Source organism: Crocinitomicaceae bacterium, from assembly GCA_016708105.1.
GTDB lineage: Bacteria > Bacteroidota > Bacteroidia > Flavobacteriales_D > Crocinitomicaceae > JADJGJ01.
Window position 1 is genome coordinate 925,465 of sequence record JADJGJ010000001.1, and the last position, 21,168, is coordinate 946,632.

At 37.6% G+C, this 21,168-nt stretch carries 15 protein-coding genes and 1 pseudogene; 5 read left to right on the forward strand and 11 right to left on the reverse strand.

The genetic code is table 11. The features are described 5' to 3' along the window. Nucleotides 1–38: 38 nt before the first annotated feature. The 5 genes and pseudogenes from IPH66_03915 to IPH66_03935 all read right to left on the reverse strand — a co-directional run bounded on the left by IPH66_03915 (nucleotide 39) and on the right by IPH66_03935 (nucleotide 5,630). Nucleotides 39–2,498, reverse strand: a complete 2,460-nt coding sequence (locus tag IPH66_03915; GenBank protein ID MBK7128499.1) for a TonB-dependent receptor — start codon at nucleotides 2,496–2,498, stop codon at nucleotides 39–41. Nucleotides 2,499–2,613: 115 nt separating this feature from the next. Continuing rightward, the gene (locus IPH66_03920; GenBank protein ID MBK7128500.1) at nucleotides 2,614–4,119 is read right to left on the reverse strand and encodes a PCMD domain-containing protein; all 1,506 of its coding nucleotides are present in this window, start codon (nucleotides 4,117–4,119) and stop codon (nucleotides 2,614–2,616) included. A gap of 99 nt (nucleotides 4,120–4,218) precedes the next feature. After that, nucleotides 4,219–4,788: a hypothetical protein gene (locus tag IPH66_03925; GenBank protein ID MBK7128501.1), complete on the reverse strand. Its 570-nt coding sequence runs from the start codon at nucleotides 4,786–4,788 to the stop codon at nucleotides 4,219–4,221. 23 nt (nucleotides 4,789–4,811) lie between these two features. Then, nucleotides 4,812–5,483, reverse strand: a complete 672-nt coding sequence (locus tag IPH66_03930; protein MBK7128502.1) for a ribonuclease H family protein — start codon at nucleotides 5,481–5,483, stop codon at nucleotides 4,812–4,814. Continuing rightward, nucleotides 5,484–5,630, reverse strand: a pseudogene (locus IPH66_03935) (RNase H1/viroplasmin domain-containing protein). A gap of 171 nt (nucleotides 5,631–5,801) precedes the next feature. Here IPH66_03935 and IPH66_03940 point away from each other — a divergent pair. The 4 genes from IPH66_03940 to IPH66_03955 are packed head-to-tail and all read left to right on the forward strand — an operon-like array spanning nucleotide 5,802 to nucleotide 12,435. Then, nucleotides 5,802–6,419 carry a TetR/AcrR family transcriptional regulator gene (locus tag IPH66_03940; GenBank protein ID MBK7128503.1) on the forward strand — a complete coding sequence of 206 codons (618 nt, stop codon included), beginning with the start codon at nucleotides 5,802–5,804 and terminating at the stop codon, nucleotides 6,417–6,419. Next, nucleotides 6,406–7,749 (forward strand): TolC family protein, encoded by a 1,344-nt coding sequence (locus tag IPH66_03945; protein MBK7128504.1) that lies wholly within the window; start codon nucleotides 6,406–6,408, stop codon nucleotides 7,747–7,749. The genes IPH66_03940 and IPH66_03945 overlap by 14 nt, the downstream gene beginning before the upstream one ends. Before the next feature lie 60 nt (nucleotides 7,750–7,809). Then, complete coding sequence (locus IPH66_03950) at nucleotides 7,810–8,940, forward strand: efflux RND transporter periplasmic adaptor subunit (GenBank protein ID MBK7128505.1); 1,131 nt, start codon at nucleotides 7,810–7,812, stop codon at nucleotides 8,938–8,940. Between the two features lie 12 nt (nucleotides 8,941–8,952). After that, a complete protein-coding gene (locus IPH66_03955) occupies nucleotides 8,953–12,435 on the forward strand; it encodes an efflux RND transporter permease subunit (protein MBK7128506.1) in 3,483 nt (1,160 codons plus the stop codon). Between the two features lie 1,099 nt (nucleotides 12,436–13,534). Here the strand turns inward: IPH66_03955 and IPH66_03960 are convergent. After that, on the reverse strand, nucleotides 13,535–13,807 hold the full coding sequence (locus tag IPH66_03960) for a hypothetical protein (GenBank protein ID MBK7128507.1): 273 nt from the start codon (nucleotides 13,805–13,807) through the stop codon (nucleotides 13,535–13,537). Nucleotides 13,808–14,212: 405 nt separating this feature from the next. Between IPH66_03960 and IPH66_03965 the strand changes: the two genes are divergently transcribed. Further along, nucleotides 14,213–14,917, forward strand: coding sequence for a PorT family protein (locus tag IPH66_03965; GenBank protein MBK7128508.1), 705 nt, complete (start codon nucleotides 14,213–14,215; stop codon nucleotides 14,915–14,917). A 161-nt stretch (nucleotides 14,918–15,078) separates the two neighbouring features. On the opposite strand, the gene IPH66_03970 is transcribed toward IPH66_03965, so the two are convergent. From IPH66_03970 to IPH66_03990, 5 genes are read right to left on the reverse strand one after another with little or no spacing between them, the layout of a single operon-like run. After that, the gene (locus IPH66_03970; GenBank protein ID MBK7128509.1) at nucleotides 15,079–15,852 is read right to left on the reverse strand and encodes an enoyl-CoA hydratase/isomerase family protein; all 774 of its coding nucleotides are present in this window, start codon (nucleotides 15,850–15,852) and stop codon (nucleotides 15,079–15,081) included. A 2-nt stretch (nucleotides 15,853–15,854) separates the two neighbouring features. Continuing rightward, the gene (gene oah / locus IPH66_03975) at nucleotides 15,855–16,946 is read right to left on the reverse strand and encodes a 6-oxocyclohex-1-ene-1-carbonyl-CoA hydratase (protein ID MBK7128510.1); all 1,092 of its coding nucleotides are present in this window, start codon (nucleotides 16,944–16,946) and stop codon (nucleotides 15,855–15,857) included. Between the two features lie 49 nt (nucleotides 16,947–16,995). Beyond that, the gene (had, locus tag IPH66_03980) at nucleotides 16,996–18,054 is read right to left on the reverse strand and encodes a 6-hydroxycyclohex-1-ene-1-carbonyl-CoA dehydrogenase (protein ID MBK7128511.1); all 1,059 of its coding nucleotides are present in this window, start codon (nucleotides 18,052–18,054) and stop codon (nucleotides 16,996–16,998) included. A gap of 8 nt (nucleotides 18,055–18,062) precedes the next feature. Continuing rightward, nucleotides 18,063–19,322, reverse strand: a complete 1,260-nt coding sequence (locus IPH66_03985) for a thiolase family protein (protein ID MBK7128512.1) — start codon at nucleotides 19,320–19,322, stop codon at nucleotides 18,063–18,065. Next, the gene (locus IPH66_03990; protein MBK7128513.1) at nucleotides 19,303–21,168 is read right to left on the reverse strand and encodes a 2-dehydropantoate 2-reductase; all 1,866 of its coding nucleotides are present in this window, start codon (nucleotides 21,166–21,168) and stop codon (nucleotides 19,303–19,305) included. Before IPH66_03990 ends, IPH66_03985 begins: the two co-directional genes overlap by 20 nt.

Consider the following 21,168-nt stretch of genomic DNA (forward strand, 5'->3'; position numbering starts at 1 on the left):
TCACAGTCTTATCATGCTAAATATCTCATGATCTGAAATCAGAATTTGATGCTGTACTGAAAGACAATACTTCGCATTTGCTCTATTTTCAACGGACGCAGAGAGAATGTTGTGTTCAGAATGTTCTTGCCAACCAAAGCAAATTTATGTTGAATATTTTTTCCAATGGCATACGAAATTCGCAAATCATGTATGTAACTTCCGGTATTATGCTCTTTGTAAAAATCACTGAAATAAATAGGCTGAATGGTGCCTCCTGTATTTTGTGTCACGGTTTCAAAATCAGAAATTGCTTTGTCAAGATTTTCCATTTTACTGAAATATTTGATCGTATATCCAATTGAGAATCCGTAAAAATTTAATTCAACATCTGCTTTAAAGGTATGTCTGAAACGATACTTCAAAATATTTGTTGTAGTATCTTGACTGGTTTCTCTGAAGCTGAAATTGGTTGGATCAATGGGGTTGAAATCTTGGGCAAATACCAAATCAGGCTCTAGTGTAATTGGATTAATATAGTTGTATCCAACTGTGGTTACAAAATCAACATGTTTTCCAATTTTCCCCATGCCGTTGAGGGTAATATCAAATCCGGTGACTTGTGATCTTCCGGTGTTGAGGAATTTAAATCCGGCAACGGGGCCGCCATCAAGCATTCCATACGTTGGATCCCAGAAACCAAATAAATATTCAATGGTATTTTCATATTGTTGAATGAATGCGGCAATGTCAAGTTGAGCGAGATATTTTCCAATTTTAATTCCTTGGTTAATTCCTACCTCTGCATTCCAGCTTTCTTCAGGTTTGAGATCAGGATTTTCATAAACCCCAAATGAACCAACGGCGGTGCGTATATAGCGTTCAGTAATGGTTGGAAAACGATAGCCCTGCCCATACGACGCTCTTAAAAAAGTTGCCTGACTCAGTTTTAAATTAACTCCTGCTCTAAATATTGGATTCCATGCCGTAATCGTATCGTTGAGTTTATAGTATTCTCCTCTTGCTCCTAATGAAAAATTAAGTACATCTTTCATCTCTTTTTGTATTTCAGCATAACCAGATAAATTAAAAAGATAATTCGTAGGATCTCCGTTTGAACCGCCGTAAATTAACGCATACGAATTGTTGTATTGTGAAGTAACACCACCAATAAAATCAAATGAGCGATCTTTTAAAAAATTAAATTCTTTTTTGAATTGGTAATCGGCATAATATACTTGTGATTGGTTTGACTGATTCATAGACATTTTATTATCAGCTGAAAGATATCGCATACGCAAACTGTGTCTCACACCAATTTTAGAATGGAAAGTGACAAAGGGATCAATATTATAAATGAGCTGTTCTTGCAATAAAACCGCACCGGGGTATGCTCTGAAAATTCCCGTTGAATCATCTAGCCAAGCAAGTACCATGTTGGTGTTTTGGTACATGAAGTTTCCATTAATTCCATACTGCAATCCTTTAAACCTAACTGAACGTTGCCGAAGATTAAAATTGAGCCGATATTTTTCTGATCTCATCTGTTCGTTAGTAAATTCTTCCGTTATTGTATCTACAACTTCAGGTCCTTTTATTGGGCCACCAATATAACCGTGGTCTAAATTCAGGTTGCCGCCAATTACCAAATCTGTATTTTTTTTGATGATACGACTGTGTAAAAAATTTACTCCGTGAATGTAAGGATAGTCACTCCACCATTGAGCAGAATCATCGTCAGGTATTGAATAAAAACCAGAATACACATTGATTTTTGTCATGGGTTTTTCTTTTGGATACGCCGTGCGAATATGAATAGCTCCGCTAAGCGCAGATGATCCTGAAAGCACAGATGAAGCTCCTTTTGTAACTTCAATTTGTTCAATATTTTCAACCGGAACAAATCCCCACTCCGGTCTTCCGGCATCACCGGATAACATAGGCATGTCATCAACTAATACTGCAACTTTACTTCCAACACCAAAAGTGAAACCGCTTCCTCCGCGTATTTGCGGTTCTCCATCCATGATATTTAGTCCCGGTGTTTGATCTAAAATGGTTTCTATGCTGCGTGTATTTTTATTGTCAATGATAGATGGTTTAATCACCTGCATAGAAAATGTTAATTCTTCAATGGGCTGATCAAATTTGCCAACAATGATTTCAACTTTATCTAGTGTTTTTGGATACATGGAGATGTTTAATTCTTTCTTTTCATTTGCTCCAACTTCAACAGCAATGGTATCATTCAACATGCCGGTGAATTTTACAATGATTTCATGTTGACCTGCATCTATGTCTATTTTATAATTGCCGTCAATATCTGTCACGGCGCCAACTGATGGATCTTTTTTCAAAATAACATAAGCACCAATGAGCGGTTCATTTGTATTCCCATCAATCACTTTTCCAAAAATTTGTGATTGGCTGAATGCATTTGGGGCAAACAATAAAATGCCTGTCAGCATGATCAGTTTTTGAATGCCGGACATTCGTTGAATACTATAAAATTTAAACATGGTCAGATGAAAATTTTGAATTAACTCCAATTGAATTTGATTTTGATCTTTCTCAACTTTAAAAAAAAAGCTATTCGCTCAATACAGAACGAATAGCTTTAATAATCTTCAAATATTATAGTTGAATTTTACCGGTGATAACTCGGTCTCCTTTGATAATCTGGTAAACAAATACACCAGATAAATTCACAGGGTGTAAAGTGTTTTCAGCGTTCACGAAAGAGGTATACACTTCTTTACCATCAAGGGTGAATAATTTGAATGTTGTATTTGAGTCAAAATCACTCAAACTGATTTTTATTCCGTTACTTGTTGAGTAAATGTTGAATTGCAGATTATCTTGATCAATACCGGCAGCTGAAGGAACCATGATAGTTACCTCATTTGAAATTTGAATGTCACCTGCAAAATCACTTTCACAAATGATATAATAAGTTCCTACTGAAGCAAAATTTGGTGTGTAGGTTGTTCCTGTTTCGGGTGTTCCAAAAGAAACATAACCAGAACCGGATGTGGTAGAATATTGCCACTCACGTGAACTTGCTGCTGAAGGTGATTCAGTTGCTGTCATGGTTGTACCATTGGTGTTGGCAAGAATGTTTTGAGTTGCAGATGGAGAAATAGTAACCGAATTTGAACCCGGATCAGTAACCACAATTTCAACTTCATTAGATGTCACTACTTGTGTTCCAAAATCAACTTCACATACCACATAGTAAATTCCGGCAGCTGCAAAATTTGGAGTATAGGTTGTTCCTGTTTCAGGTGTTCCAAATGAAACATAACCAGAACCTGATGTAGTAGAATATTTCCACTCTTGGGTAATTGGACTAACAACCGCAGCATTTGGTGTTGCGTTCACGGTAAGTGTTGTACCATTCACACCCATATCAATATTTTGTGTTGCAGATGGTGTAACATCTACCAGCAATGGATTATAAATTAATTCCAAGTCATCAATGTACATGGTGCTTCCAACTTCAGCTTGTGTAGAATCTCCTGAGGTAAGAACTACCAGAATGTAGTCAGGCGTATTATTATTGAAATAGTTGAACGGCACTGAAAATCTTACCCAAGTGGTGGTTGAAGTGGTTACATTATATCTTGCTTTACCAACCCAGTTTGGTTGTGGAGCAGTTGCTTCAGGTAATTTTCCGGTTTGGGTATCATCATGCAATAACACTTCTACTTTTCCTTTGTCAGTTGAGGTAGGTGTATATTTAAACCAGCCAACCAAACTGTCAGGACGATCCGTGAAAGGGGTATTCCAGTCTGCATTGCTGGTAATAGTAGAAACGTAACCCAATTCAGGATCAAGATCGGCATGTACTTGGCCGTTTGTCATGATTCCGTTTGGTACAACACCAAATGTTAGAGGCCCATTCACTAATTTTATACAGTAAGTTCCAGAATGAGGAGTACCTGTTTCCTGAAATGCCACAACAGGCGCAAAAGTTGTCCATGCATCAGCTGTTTTAAGGGAACTCCATTCAATGGGTTCGTCTTCAGCGCCGGCTACATCTTGCCAAGCTCCTTCAAAGCCTGGGTTTTCAATTTGTCCTTGGGCAAAAGAAAAGCCCGAGAGTAACGCAGTTGTTACAATGAGTAAAGTTTTTTTCATAGTGTTAAGTTTAGCTTAAGGTGGAGCCAAAAATACGGATTGTTTTGAAAATAGCCAATTTTAACTGCTTGGCTGCATGTGTTATGCATTCACAGAATATTAGCCTTTCACGCGATTGCGAAGCGCCAATACAGTATTGAAGGGATTGTCTACGATAAACATGTTGATGATCCATGCCGGAATACTTCCTGCGGGATCACTTAGATATTGATAACGCACCACGGTTGTTTCTCCTTTGGTAGTGAGTTTCCAGAACCCTTTGCCTCGTGTCATGCGAACATACCCTTCTTCTTTTGCCTTATATTTTGAACAAACATCCAAATTAATGGTGGTTATTTTTTCTGTCTCATTATGTTCAACTGTAATATGACATTCACCATCACGGTCATCTGATGGCCAAGGAATATCAAGTTTTGAATAACAATAATATTCTGTATCACTCACTTTTTTGCAGAGTTGTGATTCAATAATATCAGGATACCATTCAGGATATTTTACTACATCAATCAAGGTGCTATAAATGGTTGATCGCTTTGCTTTGAAGACAGAGATTACTTTGAACTCTTCCACGTCCCAACCATCTACTTCACGGGTGTACACTTTGATACCATCTTCATCTTTTGCCAGTTCCCAATCGGTATCAGCAAAAAGTGCATGACTGAACAGCATGCAAAGGAAGAATGAATAACTATTTATTTTCTTCCAAAATCGGCGGGAATTTCTCCCCAGACTTTTGTTTCCCATTTCAGAATTTTATTTTGATATGTATTTTCTCTCAACCATTTTTCAGCTCTATGAATCAAGTTCATCACATCTGCACCCGGTGTTTTGTTGGTCAGACATTTTTTTATTTTAACCCATTTCATGGCAATTCTTGAATCAGTATAAACAGGCAGGGTGTGTAATTTTTCATCCCGTTGTTTACTCAGGTATGCCAATGCGTGTACTAACGCAAGAAATTCTCCAATATTATTTGAGCCGTTTGGATAAGGACCTACACTGAAAACTTTTTCGTTATTAAAAGTCCATACTCCTTGATATTCAAATTGACCTTTGTTATTGCACGCAGCATCTACACATAAACTCAGCTCAACGGGTTTGCCAATTTTTTCTAATTCTTCAGGGCTGAGATTTTTTGTTTTTTTAAAATTTCCTTCGCGGTATTTTTCAGGGCCTTCTAGAAAAGCTTTTTCGGCAAGTGCTCTGCTTCCAAAAGTTTTGTAAAGTGCTTTAGGGAATCCCGAGATAGATTTTTGAGCTTGTGTCCAGTCTTCATAAATTCCCGGTTTGAATCCATACCAAACAACATAGAAATAATTTTTTTCAGTGCGTTTAGTGTTTTCAAATTTTTCAGGATGCTGCATAGCTTCGCGTGCTTCAGCAAGAGAACCGAAAGATTTAAATTTTGCTGCAGGATATCCTTTGATTTCACGTTGACATGCATCCCAGTTATCATAAATACCGGGTTGATGTCCATCCCATACCACGTAATATTTTTTTGCTTTTGCCAAGGTTGCTAAGTTAGGTTATTTGCAATGAGAATATCAAGGGAACGTTTTTGGTTTCTTATAATACTTGCTTAAGTATCATAAAATCAGTAAAATAAAATTTAACAAAATTTAAGGAAACAAAAATATTAAAAAATGTTTCCCATGTAAAAATCTGTATATAACTTTGTTGCCGTGGAAGAGAAAAAACGTGAAATTATAGAAAAAGCAACCGCCATTTATCTCAAATACGGGATAAAAAGCATGACCATGGATGAAATGGCAAAGCAGTTAGGCATTTCTAAAAAAACGCTGTACTCATTTGTATCAGACAAAAATGAGCTGGTTGAGTTGTGTGTTTTATCACAACATGAAGGAGAGGTTTGCCGTATGGCAGAAGTTAGTCGTCAAAATGAAAATGCCATTGATGAAATGCTTGGTATCAGCAAATCAGTCACTGATACCTTAAAAAAAATTCACCCATCAATCTTTTTTGATTTGGCTAAATATCATCCCAATGCCTTGCGCATGATGAATGAGCAGAAAAGAAATTTTATCAGAGGTTGTGTGATGGATAATTTAGAGCGCGGTATTAAGCAAGGATTGTATCGCAACAATCTCAATACTGAAGTCATTTCTACTATCTATCTGGCAACGCTTGATCATATTATGCTTGGTGATCTTTTCCCTGAATCCCTGAATAGCATTGATAATATTTACCGTGAATTTTTCAGATATCATGTCAGAGGAATTGCAAGCAGCAACGGAATTGAATACTTAAATGAATTAATTAAAAACGATGAAAATTTCTAGACCCAAATTAGTTTTAGCCACCATGGTTATTACTACGCTGAGTGTGTATGGTCAAGACCAGACTAGTTTTACACTCACTGAAGCCGAAACGTATGGCGTAACCAACAATGAGAAAATGAAAAATGCCATGTTGGATATTGAAGCCGCCCAGAAAAAAATATGGGAAACCACTTCTATTGGTTTGCCTCAGGTTAGTGCCAACGGTCAGTTTCAAAATCTGGTTGATATTCCTACCCAAGTGGTTGATGCAACACTGTTCAATCCAATGGCTCAGCCGGGTGACGTGATGGAGTTTCAAATGGGACAAAAATATAGCACTTCACTTACCTTTAATGTGAGTCAGCTGGTTTTTGATGGCTCATATCTGGTTGGTTTGCGCTTTGCAAAATTTTATGGTGAAATGGCACAAACTGCGTTCACGAATACTGAAAACCAGGTTAAAGTAATGGTTCGCGAAGCATATTACAATGTTTTAGTTGCTGAAAAAAATCTGGCACTGGTTGATTCCATGATGGTGAATACTGAAAAAATGTGGAGTGAAGTGCAGATACTTGAAAAAAACGGCATGATCAAAAAAGAAGAAGTTAGTCAGCTTGAACTTGCCTACAATCGCATTCTTGCAACCAAACAAAATGCCACCAGACAAGTGAGTGTTGCCAGAAATTTGCTCAAGATGCAAATGGGTTATGATTTGGATAAAGAATTGACTTTGACTGAGACACTGGATGATGTAATGAAAATAATTCTTGAGTCAAATCCGGCATTGCAAGAATTCGCTCCTGCTCAAAATCAAACTTATATTCTGCTTGATCAACAACAACAACTGGATGAATTCAATCTGCAAAATGAAAAGTCAAAATACATGCCTTCTGTTGGTGCCTTTTTTACGCATTCACAAAATGCGTATCGCAATGAGTTCAATTTTTTTGAAGATGAACCTTGGTACCCAACTACAGTTTGGGGTGTGCAAGTGAATATTCCTATCACAAGCAGTGGTCAAAAAATGATGCGGGTACAACAGGCAGAAATTAAATTAGAACAAGATCAAAATAATATTGACAATCTTGAACGTACGTTAGAATTTCAGGACATGCAATTGAAAGCTGCGTTTTTGAATGCACTTGATTTGCTCAAGATTGAAGAAGAGAATATTCGCCTTGCAAATGAAATTTACAACAATGAAGTGCGCCGCAAAGATTTAGGAACGGGCTCTGGCCTAAAATTGACCCAACTGCAAACACAAGTTTTGACTGCACAGGGAAATTATATTGGCGCTGTGCTGCAATTATTGTCCGCAAAAATTCAACTTGATAAACTCTATAATCAATAAAAATAAACTACATCCGATGAGTTATCTCATCAAACTAATCCAAATTATATGCAACTCAAAATGAAATACCTATTTGCACTTTCAGGCATGGCGCTGCTCGCAGCTTGTGGAGGTGAAGGAGAAAAAAACGAATCCCTTGAGCTACTGATTGAAAAACGTGATTCACTTAAGCAAGAATTGGCATTGTTGAATGAGCAAATAGCAGCGTTAGATACTGCAGAAGCTGATCTGACACCCATTGTCACATCTACCAAAGTAGAACAAAAAGATTTTGTGCACAAAGTTGAAGTGCAAGGCTCTGTAGAAACTGATGAGAATGTGATGCTCACTGCAGAATCACAAGGAACCATTCGTGTAATTCACGTGCGTGAAGGTCAGAAAGTTTCCAAGGGTCAAGCACTCATGACAATTGATTCAGAAATTCTTCAATCAACCATTGACGAAGTGGAGACATCTCTGGAAATGGCCAACTACATGTTTGATAAACAGCAGACATTAATGGATGAAGGTTTAGGTGTTGAAATTGAATATGAGCAAGCCAGAAATCAGAAAAAAGCTCTGGAACAAAAACTGAAAACGCTTCGTTCACAACAAGGTAAAACGGTAGTGCGCGCACCGTTCTCCGGAGTGATTGACGATATTTTTGTAGGTCTGGGTGATATGGCGTCTCCCATGAATCCGCTATTGCGTTTGGTGAATAATAAAAACATCACCATATCGGCAAGTCTTGCTGAAAATTTATTGGGAAAAATCAACTTGGGTTCACCGGTTGAATTGGTCATTCCGGCAATGAATGATACCATTATTCAAGGAGTTGTTTCTTATAAGGGGAATTTTATTGATCCGGTAAACCGCACGTTCAGAATTCAAGTTGCAATTAAAAACAATGAAATCTTGCTGGCTAACATGTTGGCAAAAGTAAATGTGATTGATTTTTTGAGTAAAGATGCATTGGTTGTTAATTCTGAATCTGTCATGCAAGACACAAAGAATAATAATTATGTCTACAAATTAATACGTGGTGATGAAGAGCTTTATACCATTGTAAAAGTATTTGTAAAAGTTGAAAAAACTTACAACGGTGAATCATGTATCAAGCCGTTGAATGGGGCTGATTTAAAAGCCGGAGATGAGTTGGTACTTGCCGGTGCAAAAGGTATTACTGAATCAGATCAGGTTAAACTTCAATAATACATATTTGTCATGAGTAATAGTAATATTGAAAACCAAAAAGAGTTTGGTATAACCACCTGGGCGGTGAATAACCGCAAAACGGTTTACCTTATTTCGTTCATCATTTTCGTTGCAGGTTTCATGGCCTATAAATCCATGCCCAATGAAAGTTTTCCTGAATTGCAGATTCCTGAAATTTATGTGGGGATTGCCTATCCAGGAAATTCACCTGAACTCATTGCTGAAAAAATTACTGATCCCATTGAGAAAGAATTGAACTCCATAAAAAACGTAGATGAAATTACGTCGACGTCAATTGATGGGTATGCTTCTATCAGGGTGAAATTTGATTTTTCTGTCAGTCCCAAGCAAGCCTTACAAGATGTAAAAGATGCCGTTGATAAGGCACGCACAGAAAAAGATTTTCCGCGTGATTTACCGGTTGAACCCAACATTTTTGAAATGGATATTTCTGAAATGCCAATCATGAATGTCAATCTTTCTTCATCATCTCATAATATCACGCAATTGAATGAATATGCTGAGTTGCTTGAAGACATGATTGAAGATTTTGAAGAGATTAGCGGGGTTGATATTCGCGGTACGCAAGAACGTGAAATGATCATTGAAGTAGATCCACAAAAAGCAGAAGCAGTAGATGTGTCTTTTCAAGATATTCAATCGGCAATTCAACAAGAGAATCTCACCATGTCAGGTGGTGAATATTTGGATGGTAGTACAAAACGTACCGTTAAAATTGAAGGAGAATTTAAAAATGCCATTGACCTGGGTGGTGTCATTGTAAAGCAAGAAGATTATAAGCCTGTTTACTTGCGTGATGTTGCCTATGTACATTTTGGTGATGCTGATACAACCTCATACGCTCGTGAACGTGGAAAAACTGTTGTCATGCTTGATGTGAAAAAACGCAGCGGACAAAACCTGCTTACTGCTTCTCAAAAAATCAGGGAATTATTAAAAGATGTTCGCAAGAAAAAATTGATTCCTGATTCGGTTGATATTTCTATTACCAATGACCAGTCTGATAAAACTATTGACATGGTTTCCAACCTTGAAAATTCCATTGTGTTTGGGGTAATATTGGTTGTGGGTGTATTGTTGTTTTTCCTTGGAGTACGCAATTCTTTGTTTGTAGGTATTGCCATTCCAATGTCTATGCTGATGTCATTTATGATTTTGAATGCTATGGGAATTACGCTAAATACCATGGTGTTGTTTTCATTGGTATTGGCATTGGGTATGTTGGTTGATAACGGAATTGTGGTAGTTGAAAACGTACAGCGTTTGATGGAAGAAGGACATGATGGATTTTACGCTGCACGCAAAGGAGTAGGGGAGATTGCATGGCCAATCATTGCTTCAACTGCTACAACTATTGCTGCCTTTTTACCTCTTGCTTTTTGGCCTGGTATTATGGGTGAATTTATGCAGTATCTGCCTTTGACTCTGATTATAGTTTTGAGTTCATCTCTCTTTGTTGCATTAGTTGTGAACCCTGTTATGACCGCCATGTGGATGCGCATTGGTAAACCTAAATCTAATAAAAGAAGAACCAATATGCTAAGTGGTATTTTTATGACCTTAGGTTTGATTCTGATTCCAATGTCAACGGTATGGAGTAATTTATTTATTACCGCTGCAGTATTAACTTTTACTACGGTTTATTTTTTGAATCCTTGGGCTGATAAATTCTCCAACAATTTTCTACCGAAACTTGAAAATTTCTACGAAAAAGTAATTAATAAAGCCCTTGTTGGCAGACGACCACAACAACTATTTTTTGGTACTATTGGCTTGCTAATTTTTTCCGGAATTATTCTTGGAGTATTTACACCAAAAGTTCTTTTCTTCCCGGAAAATCAACCCAATTATGTAAATATTTTTATTCAGCATCCTATTGGCACTGATATTAAAGTGACTAATAAAACAGCACTTGAAGTAGAACGTATTTTGACTGAAGAAATACTTACACCTTATCTTGCCGATACTGTCGGTAAACCTACTAATGAATGGATTATTCAATCACTCATTGCGCAGGTGGGAGATGGAACCAGTGACCCTACACAAGGCCCTGTAATGGGTAACACTCCGCACAAAGCAAGAATTACAGTCAACTTTGCTGAATTCAAATATCGGGATGAATACAAAACCGGAACCATCATGGAAGAAATTTCTGAAGGATTGAAGGGGAGATTTCCTGCCGATGTTCAGGTTTCAGTAGATAAAAATAATGATGGACCACCAACTGCGCCGCCAATCAATATTGAAGTAAGTGGTGAGGTTGAGTATGATCAACTCATTGAAGAAGCTGAAAAAATCAGACTCTTTTTGGATAGAAAAAATATTCAAGGAGTTGAGAAATTGAAGCTGGGTGTAGAGACAGGAAAACCGGAATTACCAATTGTCATTGACCGTGATAAGGCAAGATTATTCAATGCGTCAACCGGGCAGATTGCTCAAGCAATTCGTACCGCTTTATTTGGCGCAGATATTTCAACCTATAAATTGGGTGATGAAACCTATGACATGGCAATTAGATTCAATGATGCAAACCGAAATGATATTGATGCGCTTTTAAATCAGCGTCTTATTTTTAGAAATAATATGGGACGATTGTTGCGTATTCCTATTCGCGCTTTAGTGAAAGAGCCTGTGCCTTCTAATACATACAGTGCGGTAGTTCATAAAGATATGATTCCGGTGGTTACCGTGTACTCAAACGTGAGTGAAGGATACAATGCCAACGAGGTGGTTGAAGAATTAAAAGCCTTGATGGACGATTATAAATCTGAATACGAAATGCCAAAAGGTGTGGAATATAAATTCACCGGTGAACAAGAGGAGCAAGCAAAAGAAATGGCTTTTCTGTCAAAAGCTTTGGTGATTGCAATGTTCTTGGTACTCTTGATTATTGTTGCTCAGTTCAACGCATTCACGTCTCCGGTGGTTATCATGTTTGCAACTATTTTTAGTTTCATTGGGGTATTTCTTGGTGAAGTAATTTTTCAAATGGATTTCGTGATCATCATGACTATGATTGGTATTATTTCACTGGCGGGTGTTGTAGTGAATAATGCCATTGTGTTGATTGACTATACCAATTTGTTGCGTCAGCGCAAACGACAAGAATTAGGCTTGAATGAATATCAACTTTTACCAATGGAAGAGGTAATTAAGGCAACCGTTATGGCTGGTAAAACCAGATTGCGCCCTGTACTGCTTACTGCACTAACTACGGTCTTAGGTCTGGTTCCTTTGGCAACAGGGTTTAATATAGATTTCATAACCTTGTACACTGAGTATGATCCGAATATCTTTATTGGCGGTGATAATACCATTTTCTTTGGACCTATGTCATGGACAATTATTTTCGGGTTGACTTTTGCTACTATACTTACTCTTGTCATCACGCCATCAATGTATCTTGTGTTCTACAAATTCAAACTCTGGATTTATAAAATATTCAAAATGAAAATGCGTACAGATATCTAACGATTTCGTTTAGGACAGATTTGATTTATTCCATACTGTCCAGAAGTATAAAAATAACAGGGGTTTGGTGAAACAGACCCCTGTTTTTATTGAAACCCCGGGTAATCCTTTAACCCAAATTAAGCAATAGAATCTTAAGGTCAATGAAGGGTTGCAAATCAAAATCATCACGTAGGCTCAGGTCGCGACCTGAGCCTACAGAACGATAATAAATTGCAACCCGCTGGTTCAATCTTCATTCAAATGATTAATTTGGGTTCAATCTGTTGTGAAATGCGCTTAATTTTTAATTAAATGTAACATTTAGTACTAATTCTCTGTTATATAGTCGTTCCTTACCAACCAAATTTTATTTGAGTCCGAACCATTAAAAAATCGACTCTGAACCAATTTGAAAAATCACCAAAAATATCACGAACTAATTTATCCATTAGTTTCTTTAAATTCCATCCGGTGGCTGCGAACATTGCATTGATTTTTGATGAACTTTCGCGCCCAAGTAATTTTCCATTCTGTGATCTGTCTTAAGATGTCCTATTACTGGCTCATGGCTGCTCTTCGACGGAATTTCGGGTCGTAATTTTTGTAAGGCGTTGTTTTTTGTAGGTTTTGTTGGTGTCATATTTCAACTCCGTAAATTGTTTTCTTCTCCACCTCTGTCATAAACAATTTCTTTGGTAAATAGTTTGATTATTTTTATTTGATTAAGCAGAGGTTCTATTGTGTTACTGTCATGCGGATTTCCAGAAAACTTTCTATCCCGATAACTAATGTTTTGGATTCACCATCAATCCAATTTTTTACCAAACTCAATTGCTTGTGCGCCTTCCTTTAGCAATACAAGTGGTAAACGGTTTGTGAAGACTGTAAACTTTTTTTATCGCCGCGTTTGTGTAATTGCTCTCCAACATAAATCAAGGCCTTTGTATTGTAGTGTTTCTTGTGGAAGCTCGCCTGTCCGTGGTTGTTGCGTTGTACCGTTTTTATTTTGCCCCCCCTTTTGGGTGGTGAATGAGTGCGTTAGCAACAAGTTGTTTACTTGTTCTAGTGTACGTTTGGCGTTGGTTAATCCCTTCTTCCTGCAATGGCATTGCACCTGTCAATAACTTTTTGCCAGTTTTGCATCCGTTGGAAAAGTGGTATTGTTTTCTTGAACAGTTGTATCAGATAACAGCATCTGATTTTTTGCTTTGTTCCGTGAAGATTTATTGAATGAACAAATATTTTTCCACCCCGGCTTCACCAATTCGTTTACGAAAATGTACAAAGTCGCTTGGATCCATGGGAAAATATGTTGAAAGTTTGATGCACCACAAAAATACTGCATGTAAGGATTCATCACCCATGCCTTAGCCAGAGTCTCATCTCCCAAATTGTAAATGTGCTTTAACAAAAGACCCAATCATAAATCTTATTGGCATTGATGGCTGACCGGTATTTGAATAATGAACTGAGAATTCTTTTCAAAATATTTCCAATCCATTTTATTTGATAACAAAACCAATTCATGACGCATATCGATAAATCCGACAACAGTGGCGAGAATAAATTTCGTTGGTTTTGATCTGAGCTTTTCCTAACATATTCTGCAAGATTTTTAGCCAATATCTAAAATATCTTGCAATTTATATCACACAAAAAGCACTAATTATCAACATTATATTATTGAATGTCAATATTTTGAAGAGTTATTAAGGAACGACTATATAGTGTGATTACATGCCACGTGAACACACAACAACTAATTCTGGCTTGATTTTCGTAGATTTGAAGCGCTGTGATGGATAAAATTTGTGTCAGATTAATTTTGTTATTACTCCTTAGCTGCCCTCTTTACGGTCAGCAGGGTAAAAACTATCCGAGTTTTGACCGGAAAAAAATTCACTTTGGTTTTGCACTTGGTGTGAATACTGCTGACTTTAATTACACTCTTCAAGTTGATTCTACTTCATCTGATTCGTTAACCGGAATCACCATTAGAAAACAACCGGGTTTTAATCTTGGAATTATATCTTCACTTAATTTTCATGAGACACTTTCTCTGAGATTTGTTCCTTCACTCAGTTTTCAAGAAAGATTATTTCAATACTCTTATATCAAAAAAGGCGAACAAGAAATGAAAGAAACCCGCCTTGAATCTACCACGCTTGATTTTCCATTAATGCTCAAACTACGCACAAAACGACTCAGTAATTTTGCTGCATATGCCATTGGAGGATTTCAGTATAGCCTCGATTTAGCATCACAGAAAGATGTTGATCAAACACTGGGTGACCCGATTGTAAAAATCAAACAACATGATTTTGCTTATCAGGTTGGCGGAGGATTTGATTTTTGGATGCCCTATTTTAAATTCGCTATTGAAATTAAACTTTCAAACGGTATAAAAAATGTCATCATTCAGGATCATACATTTTTTATGGATCCTTTGTCATCTCTAAAAACAAAAGTGTGGTGGTTTTGCATCACCTTTGAGGGATAATCTGAAATTTTCAAGTGATCTATTATTGATGGCATCATGCTGAAATCCGGTTGGGTCTCATTCCATTCTCCGGGCGGGGGCGCGGCCCGCGGGAGACGCAGACAGAAAAAATCACCCAAACCAAATGGTTAGGGTGATCAATTAATTCTAAAAAAAATGGATTAAACATTTTCCCAAGCGGGAGATCTTTTTTCTATAAATGCGTTGATGCCTTCATTTGCATCTTTTGTTTGCATGAGTTGCTGCACGTAAATATATTCCAGTACCGGAAGTTTGTTCCCCATAATGTAGTTAAACGTAGTGCGCGCCGCCTTGTTAGCGTACCTCAGTGATGAAGCACTTTTTGGAAGAATATTTACCGTGATCCATGCATCAACTGCTTCGTTCAGGGCATTTTTATCTTCATACATTTTATTGACTAAACCAATGTGTTCAGCTTCATCAGCTTTGAATGAACGACCGGTAAGTAAAAGTTCTTCAGCTCTGGCGGTACCAATTTTGAGCGGTAACATCACCGATGCCGGAGGAGGAAAAACTCCAAGCACAATTTCTGGTTGACCAAAAACGGCCGTTTTGTCGGCATAAATAAAATTGCAAACCAATGCCAGTTCCATTCCTCCGCCTAAGCATTGTCCTGAAACTTTTGCCATTGTGAGAATACCTGCATCTGCAATGGTTGTAAAAATTTTGTGGAATGTTTTGATCATCGTTTCAGCCAATTCTTTTGTATGCTCAGGCACGCTGGCACCAAAAGAAAAATGTTTGCCTTGTCCTTCAAACGTAATCAATTTGATGTTTTTATTCTCACGGCATGTATTTACCAAATCAATAATTTCAAGCATCATGACATTGTCTAAAACATTGCCTTTTCCGTCATCTAAAATAACGCGAGCAACGGCACCATCATGCGTGTATTCAACTTTAATCTTTTCCATAGTTATGCTTTGGTAGTATTATATTGAGGAGAAATTATTTGATGCATTTCTTCATTCCATTCTTTGCCTTCAGCAAGTAATTGTCTGAGCTTAATGAAATCTACTTCACGGTTTTCTTTTGGTCCGTCATTGAATGCTTTGAAACCAGCTTTGGCTTCAGTCATCATATTTAACGCTAACCATTCACGACTACTTTCTTTGTTTTTATCCCAATGCTCTAATTTGAATTTGCGCACTTCACTGATGGTTTTATTCATACAGTTAGGGAATGTGTAAAGAATTTTAGTAGCAAGTTTATCAACGGCTGCATCAAGCATGGTGAAATCTGTTTCACAACCTGCCATTAGTTCTTTTGCTTTTTTCAGTTCATCACCTGATTTCATGCTGCCAAAACAAATACGTCCAAATTCATCGGTGATTTTTTCTAACTGAATCATTGGATTTGGAATAAATTTTCCGTTTGATTTTAATACCGGAGCAATGTCTGTAATCACACCATAATAATAGGCTTGATGTGCTGTCCATGGATCACACAAAGTCAAAGAGGCCATGGCGCGTTCAATACCAACGTAGAGTGGTAAAAAATCTGTGGCTCCACCAATAGGGGCACTTCCATGTTTTGGTCCGGCTTGTCCAAATCTTGCTACATCACTTGAAATACTGAAATCACATGCCATTCCAATTTCTTGTCCGCCACCAATGCGCATGCCGTTCACTCTGCATATCACCGGTTTTTCACATTTTAAAATAGCACTCACCATGTCATTGAATAAGCGCATGTATTGCGAATATTCTTGTGGATTTCCGGCGTAGTATTCTGCATATTCTTTGGTGTTACCACCGGTACAAAATGCTTTGTCTTCAACACCTGAAAAAACAACGGTAACAACTGATCTGTCATTAGATGCTTCACCAAAGGCAAGAATAATTTCTTTCACCGCAGCCGTTGTGTATGAGTTGTATTGCTTTGGATTATTCAGCACAATCCACGCGTTAAATAATCCCGGTACCGCATTGCCTGACCAGTCTTTTACAGGTTTTTTTTCAAAAATGATCTCCGTGTATTTGTGATCAACGAGGTTGTGATTTTTCATAAGAGTATTTAATTATTAATGAATTTCAACTTTTTTATTATCCGGCTAACTAATTAAAATCGGGAACAAGAACTGAACGTTTGTCGTATTTGTGATGTAAAGTGTTTTCAAATACTTCATTGATTTGTGACATTGGAAACGTTTGTACAAAATCTTTGATTTGAAGTTTCCCTGAATCAATTAACTCAACTACTTCACTATACAATTCTGGTTTACAACCCCAGGTTCCAATTAATTTTGCATCAAAAGCCATCAGGTTGCTCAGTCTCACTTCCAGTTTGTCCATGGTGAAACCAACAATGCTTAAGGTAGAGGTAAATGTAATCAAACTGAATGCTAGATCTTGTCCAGGAGCAGTGCCTGAGAATTCAAAAATTTTCCATCCATATTTTGATGTACCCAATTCTTTTGCAAGAGTTTTTACTTTCTCTTTAATCTCTTTTTGATTTAGGCCTTTTGAATTAATGGTTGCATCAATTCCTTTGGATTTTGCCAATTCTAATTTTGTATCGTTGATGTCAATGGCAATTACTTTTGCGCCCATAATTTTTGCAATCAAAGCACCATAAACGCCAACGCCACCAACTCCGATAACGATTGCAAGATCATTATTTTCCAATTCTGATTTTTTCATCACCTGATATGGTGTAGAAATAGCATCAGCAATTACTGCCAGTTGTTCAAGTGAGTAATTTTTTAACACAGAATCAGGCACAGGGCAAAGATATTTTGCAGGCACCACAATGTGTGAGGCAAATCCACCGTGAAAATCATTCCCCGGCATCAATTGATTCTGACACATATTGCTTCGCCCTTTGTTGCATAGTTCACAATTTCCGCAAGGCAAAACGGCAGGAATAATTACCTTTTGATTAATCATATTAGCAGGACCTTTTAGAACAACGCCACTAATTTCATGTCCCAAAGTCAGAGGCATTTCTTTTTTTGTGCGCACTCCGCTATGCCAGAAACTTAGGTCGGTGTGACATACTCCGCATCCTGCAACTTTGACAAGGGCTTCACCTTCTTTTGGTTCAGGCATGGGTGATTCAACGAGTGAAAATTTCTCGTTGAGTTTGGTCATGTGCCATTGTTTGATGGTTTCCATAGTATGATTTAGATATTTGTGTTTTCAAATAAAATGGCTGTTCCTTGTCCACCTCCAATACATGCTGATGCAATACCGTATTTTACCTTGCGCATATTCATGTTGCGAGAAATTGTTAATGAAAGTCTTGCTCCGGTGGCAGCTAATGGGTGACCCAATGCAATGGCTCCACCGTTTACGTTACACACATTGCGATCAAGTCCTAACTCACGTTCACAACCAATAAACTGTGCTGCAAAAGCTTCATTGATTTCAATCAGTCCAATATCTTTTACAGATAATCCGGTCATCTCAAGTATTAATTTAATTGCAGGTACCGGTCCTAATCCCATTACATTTGGATCAAGCGCACTGGTTGCTGATGCAACAATTTTAGTGAGAGGTTTTAAATTTCTTGCTTTAACAAATGCTTCACCGGCAACAACTACTGAAGCTGCACCGTCAACAATTCCGCTTGAATTGGCTGCCGTTTGAACACCATCTCTTGCAAATACTGATGGTAATTTTGCCATAGCTTCAAGATCAGCTGGACGAACATTTTCATCTGTAATAAAATCAACTGCCTTATTCAGTAATATAACTTTTCTAGGTTTTAATCCTTCCCCTTCAAATACCGTTGAATTCATTTTGATGATTTCATCATTGTAGTATCCTGCCGCTTTTGCTGCGAGATAAGTATCAATTGAACGTTTAGCAAAAACATTCGCATCTTCTTTGGTGATTTTATGTTTAGCAGCTACATTTTCAGCAGTGCATCCCATAGGCACAGCGGCTGTATCGTTCAGCGCCTCCCATAACATATCTTTGAAATCAATTTTACCCAGCGCATAACCCATGCGATTTCCAAAACTAACTGTTGGGGATAAAGTCATGTTTTCTGTTCCGCCGCACAAGCCAGTATCTGCTTTTCCAAGCGTAATTTGTTCTGCCCCGGCAATGATGGTTTCAAAACCTGATCCGCAAATACGTTGCAACATAACAGCCGGAACTCCAACCGGAATACCGGAATACAAACCAATATGTCTTGGTAAAAAATACGAATCAGCAGATGACTGACCAATGTTTGCATAAAATAACTGATCAATGTCTTCAGCTTTTATACCTGACTTTTCAATTGCTGCGCGAGTGGCAAAAATTCCTAAATCAGTAGGTGAAACATTGCCAAGTGTTCCGCATAATTTTCCAAATGGGGTGCGAGCTCCGTTGATTAGATAGATATTATCATATACAATACCAATCCCTTTGTTTTTATCGTGATATGCTTTCATTGTTGAGTTTATTTTCTTGTTTGATTTGATTATTTTCTCTGTGCCATGTTTTGTGTGCAATTACCGCTGCTCCGAATGAAACTAAATGTTGCGGTTCATCAGGTACCAGAATCTGCAAATTAAATTTTTCATTTAATAATGATTGCAAGTATGGATGATTTGCTATCACACCACCAATCATAACAGTTGGAATGCCGGGCACCAGTTTCATTTTTGCTACTCTGTTTGCAATAGATAAATAAACACCACGTGCAATGTCTTCAATGGCAATTCCATCAAAAATCCATTTCATGATTTCTGTTTTTGCAAACACGGTACAGAATGAGTTCAATTCATTTTCATAATTTGAACGACCGGCTAAATGACTCATTTCTGAAACCGGAATATCTGCGCGTTCTGCAATCTCTGCCAGAAACGATCCTGTACCAGCTGCACACTTGTCATTCATGATAAAGTTGACTACGTTTCCGTCGTTATCACAATGAATTATTTTGATGTCTTCACCGCCAATATCAATGATGTTTTTCTCACCATGAAATTCACGCGATACACCTGCGGCGGCACAGTTTATTTCAGTTTTAATGATGTCTGATTCAATAAAATGTTTACGCCCATAACCAGTTGCACAACTGTACTTAATATCAAAGTCAGAATGAATAGCCTGCATTACTTGACGATGCAAAATTCTCTCTTTATTGAGTGTAGGAATTATGTATCTGAATACTGCATTTTGTTTGTCGTCTATGACTGTAAATTTAATGTATGCAGATCCCAAATCAACGCCAAGAAAGCATGGTCCACCTTGATATGTGGCAGCTGATTTTTTATCTTTTATGATTCCTTTTTTAATAATATTTCTGCTCACTGCACCTGCTGCACCCGGAATACGAGACGAGATATTTTTATTGGTCATAGCCTTCACCATGTTGGTAAACGCCAAATTAAGAGAGGTGCGCACGTAATGTTTTTTTCCGTACTCAACAATTTTTCCATTGAAGTAATCAATTTCTGTTTGTCGGTTGTTGATTACATCACCGGCAAGTGATGGAAAGTGATTACCTCCTTTGCGCAAATAACGCATGCAGTTGCGAATGAAATCATCAGGGAACCTTATTTTTTCAGATTCAGCAACTACCACCGCTTCGTTAATGATTTGTTCAATCAATTCTACCGTGTCAGGATCTGCCATTGCTTCAGCCATGGTTAATCTACCAACACCGCAAAGGGCACTCAGTGCGGCGTTAAGAATAGTTTTTTCCCACGTGCGTTTCAGAATTTCAAATGAATTCACGTCAACAGTAGTCAAACCTGCATCTGTAAGTAATTTTGCAAATTCTTTTGCTTGAGCTGAGCGATTATCATCAATAGAACCAAGATAATTTGGAGGGGTGAAAAAAGTGACATTCACAATATTCGGCGCAGTCAAATTTCCGGCATAATTAACCACCATGCGCAATATTTTGTCAATGCCAAAAACAGGAATCAACAATTCCTCAACATCAATTCCATTCTGTGCAGATACAATAGTTACTTTGTCTGAGTCCATGCGCAGTGCTTTTGCAGCTGCATCTTTAATTTGATATGCTTTCAGCGCAAAAACAATATAGTCAGGGTCAATTTTTGCATCAGCAAGATCATCAATAGTTTCAAAAACATGATCAAAAAATACCACTGATTTCATTTTGCCCTCAAGTTTGATACCTTCACTTTTAATGAGGTTCATCTTGATTTTATTGCGCACGCAAATACTTACTTCGCAACCTTGTTCCTTGAGTAATGACGCCATAATCATACCCACCGGTCCAATACCGATAATGGCAACTTTCAATGGTTTTTTCTGTTCCAT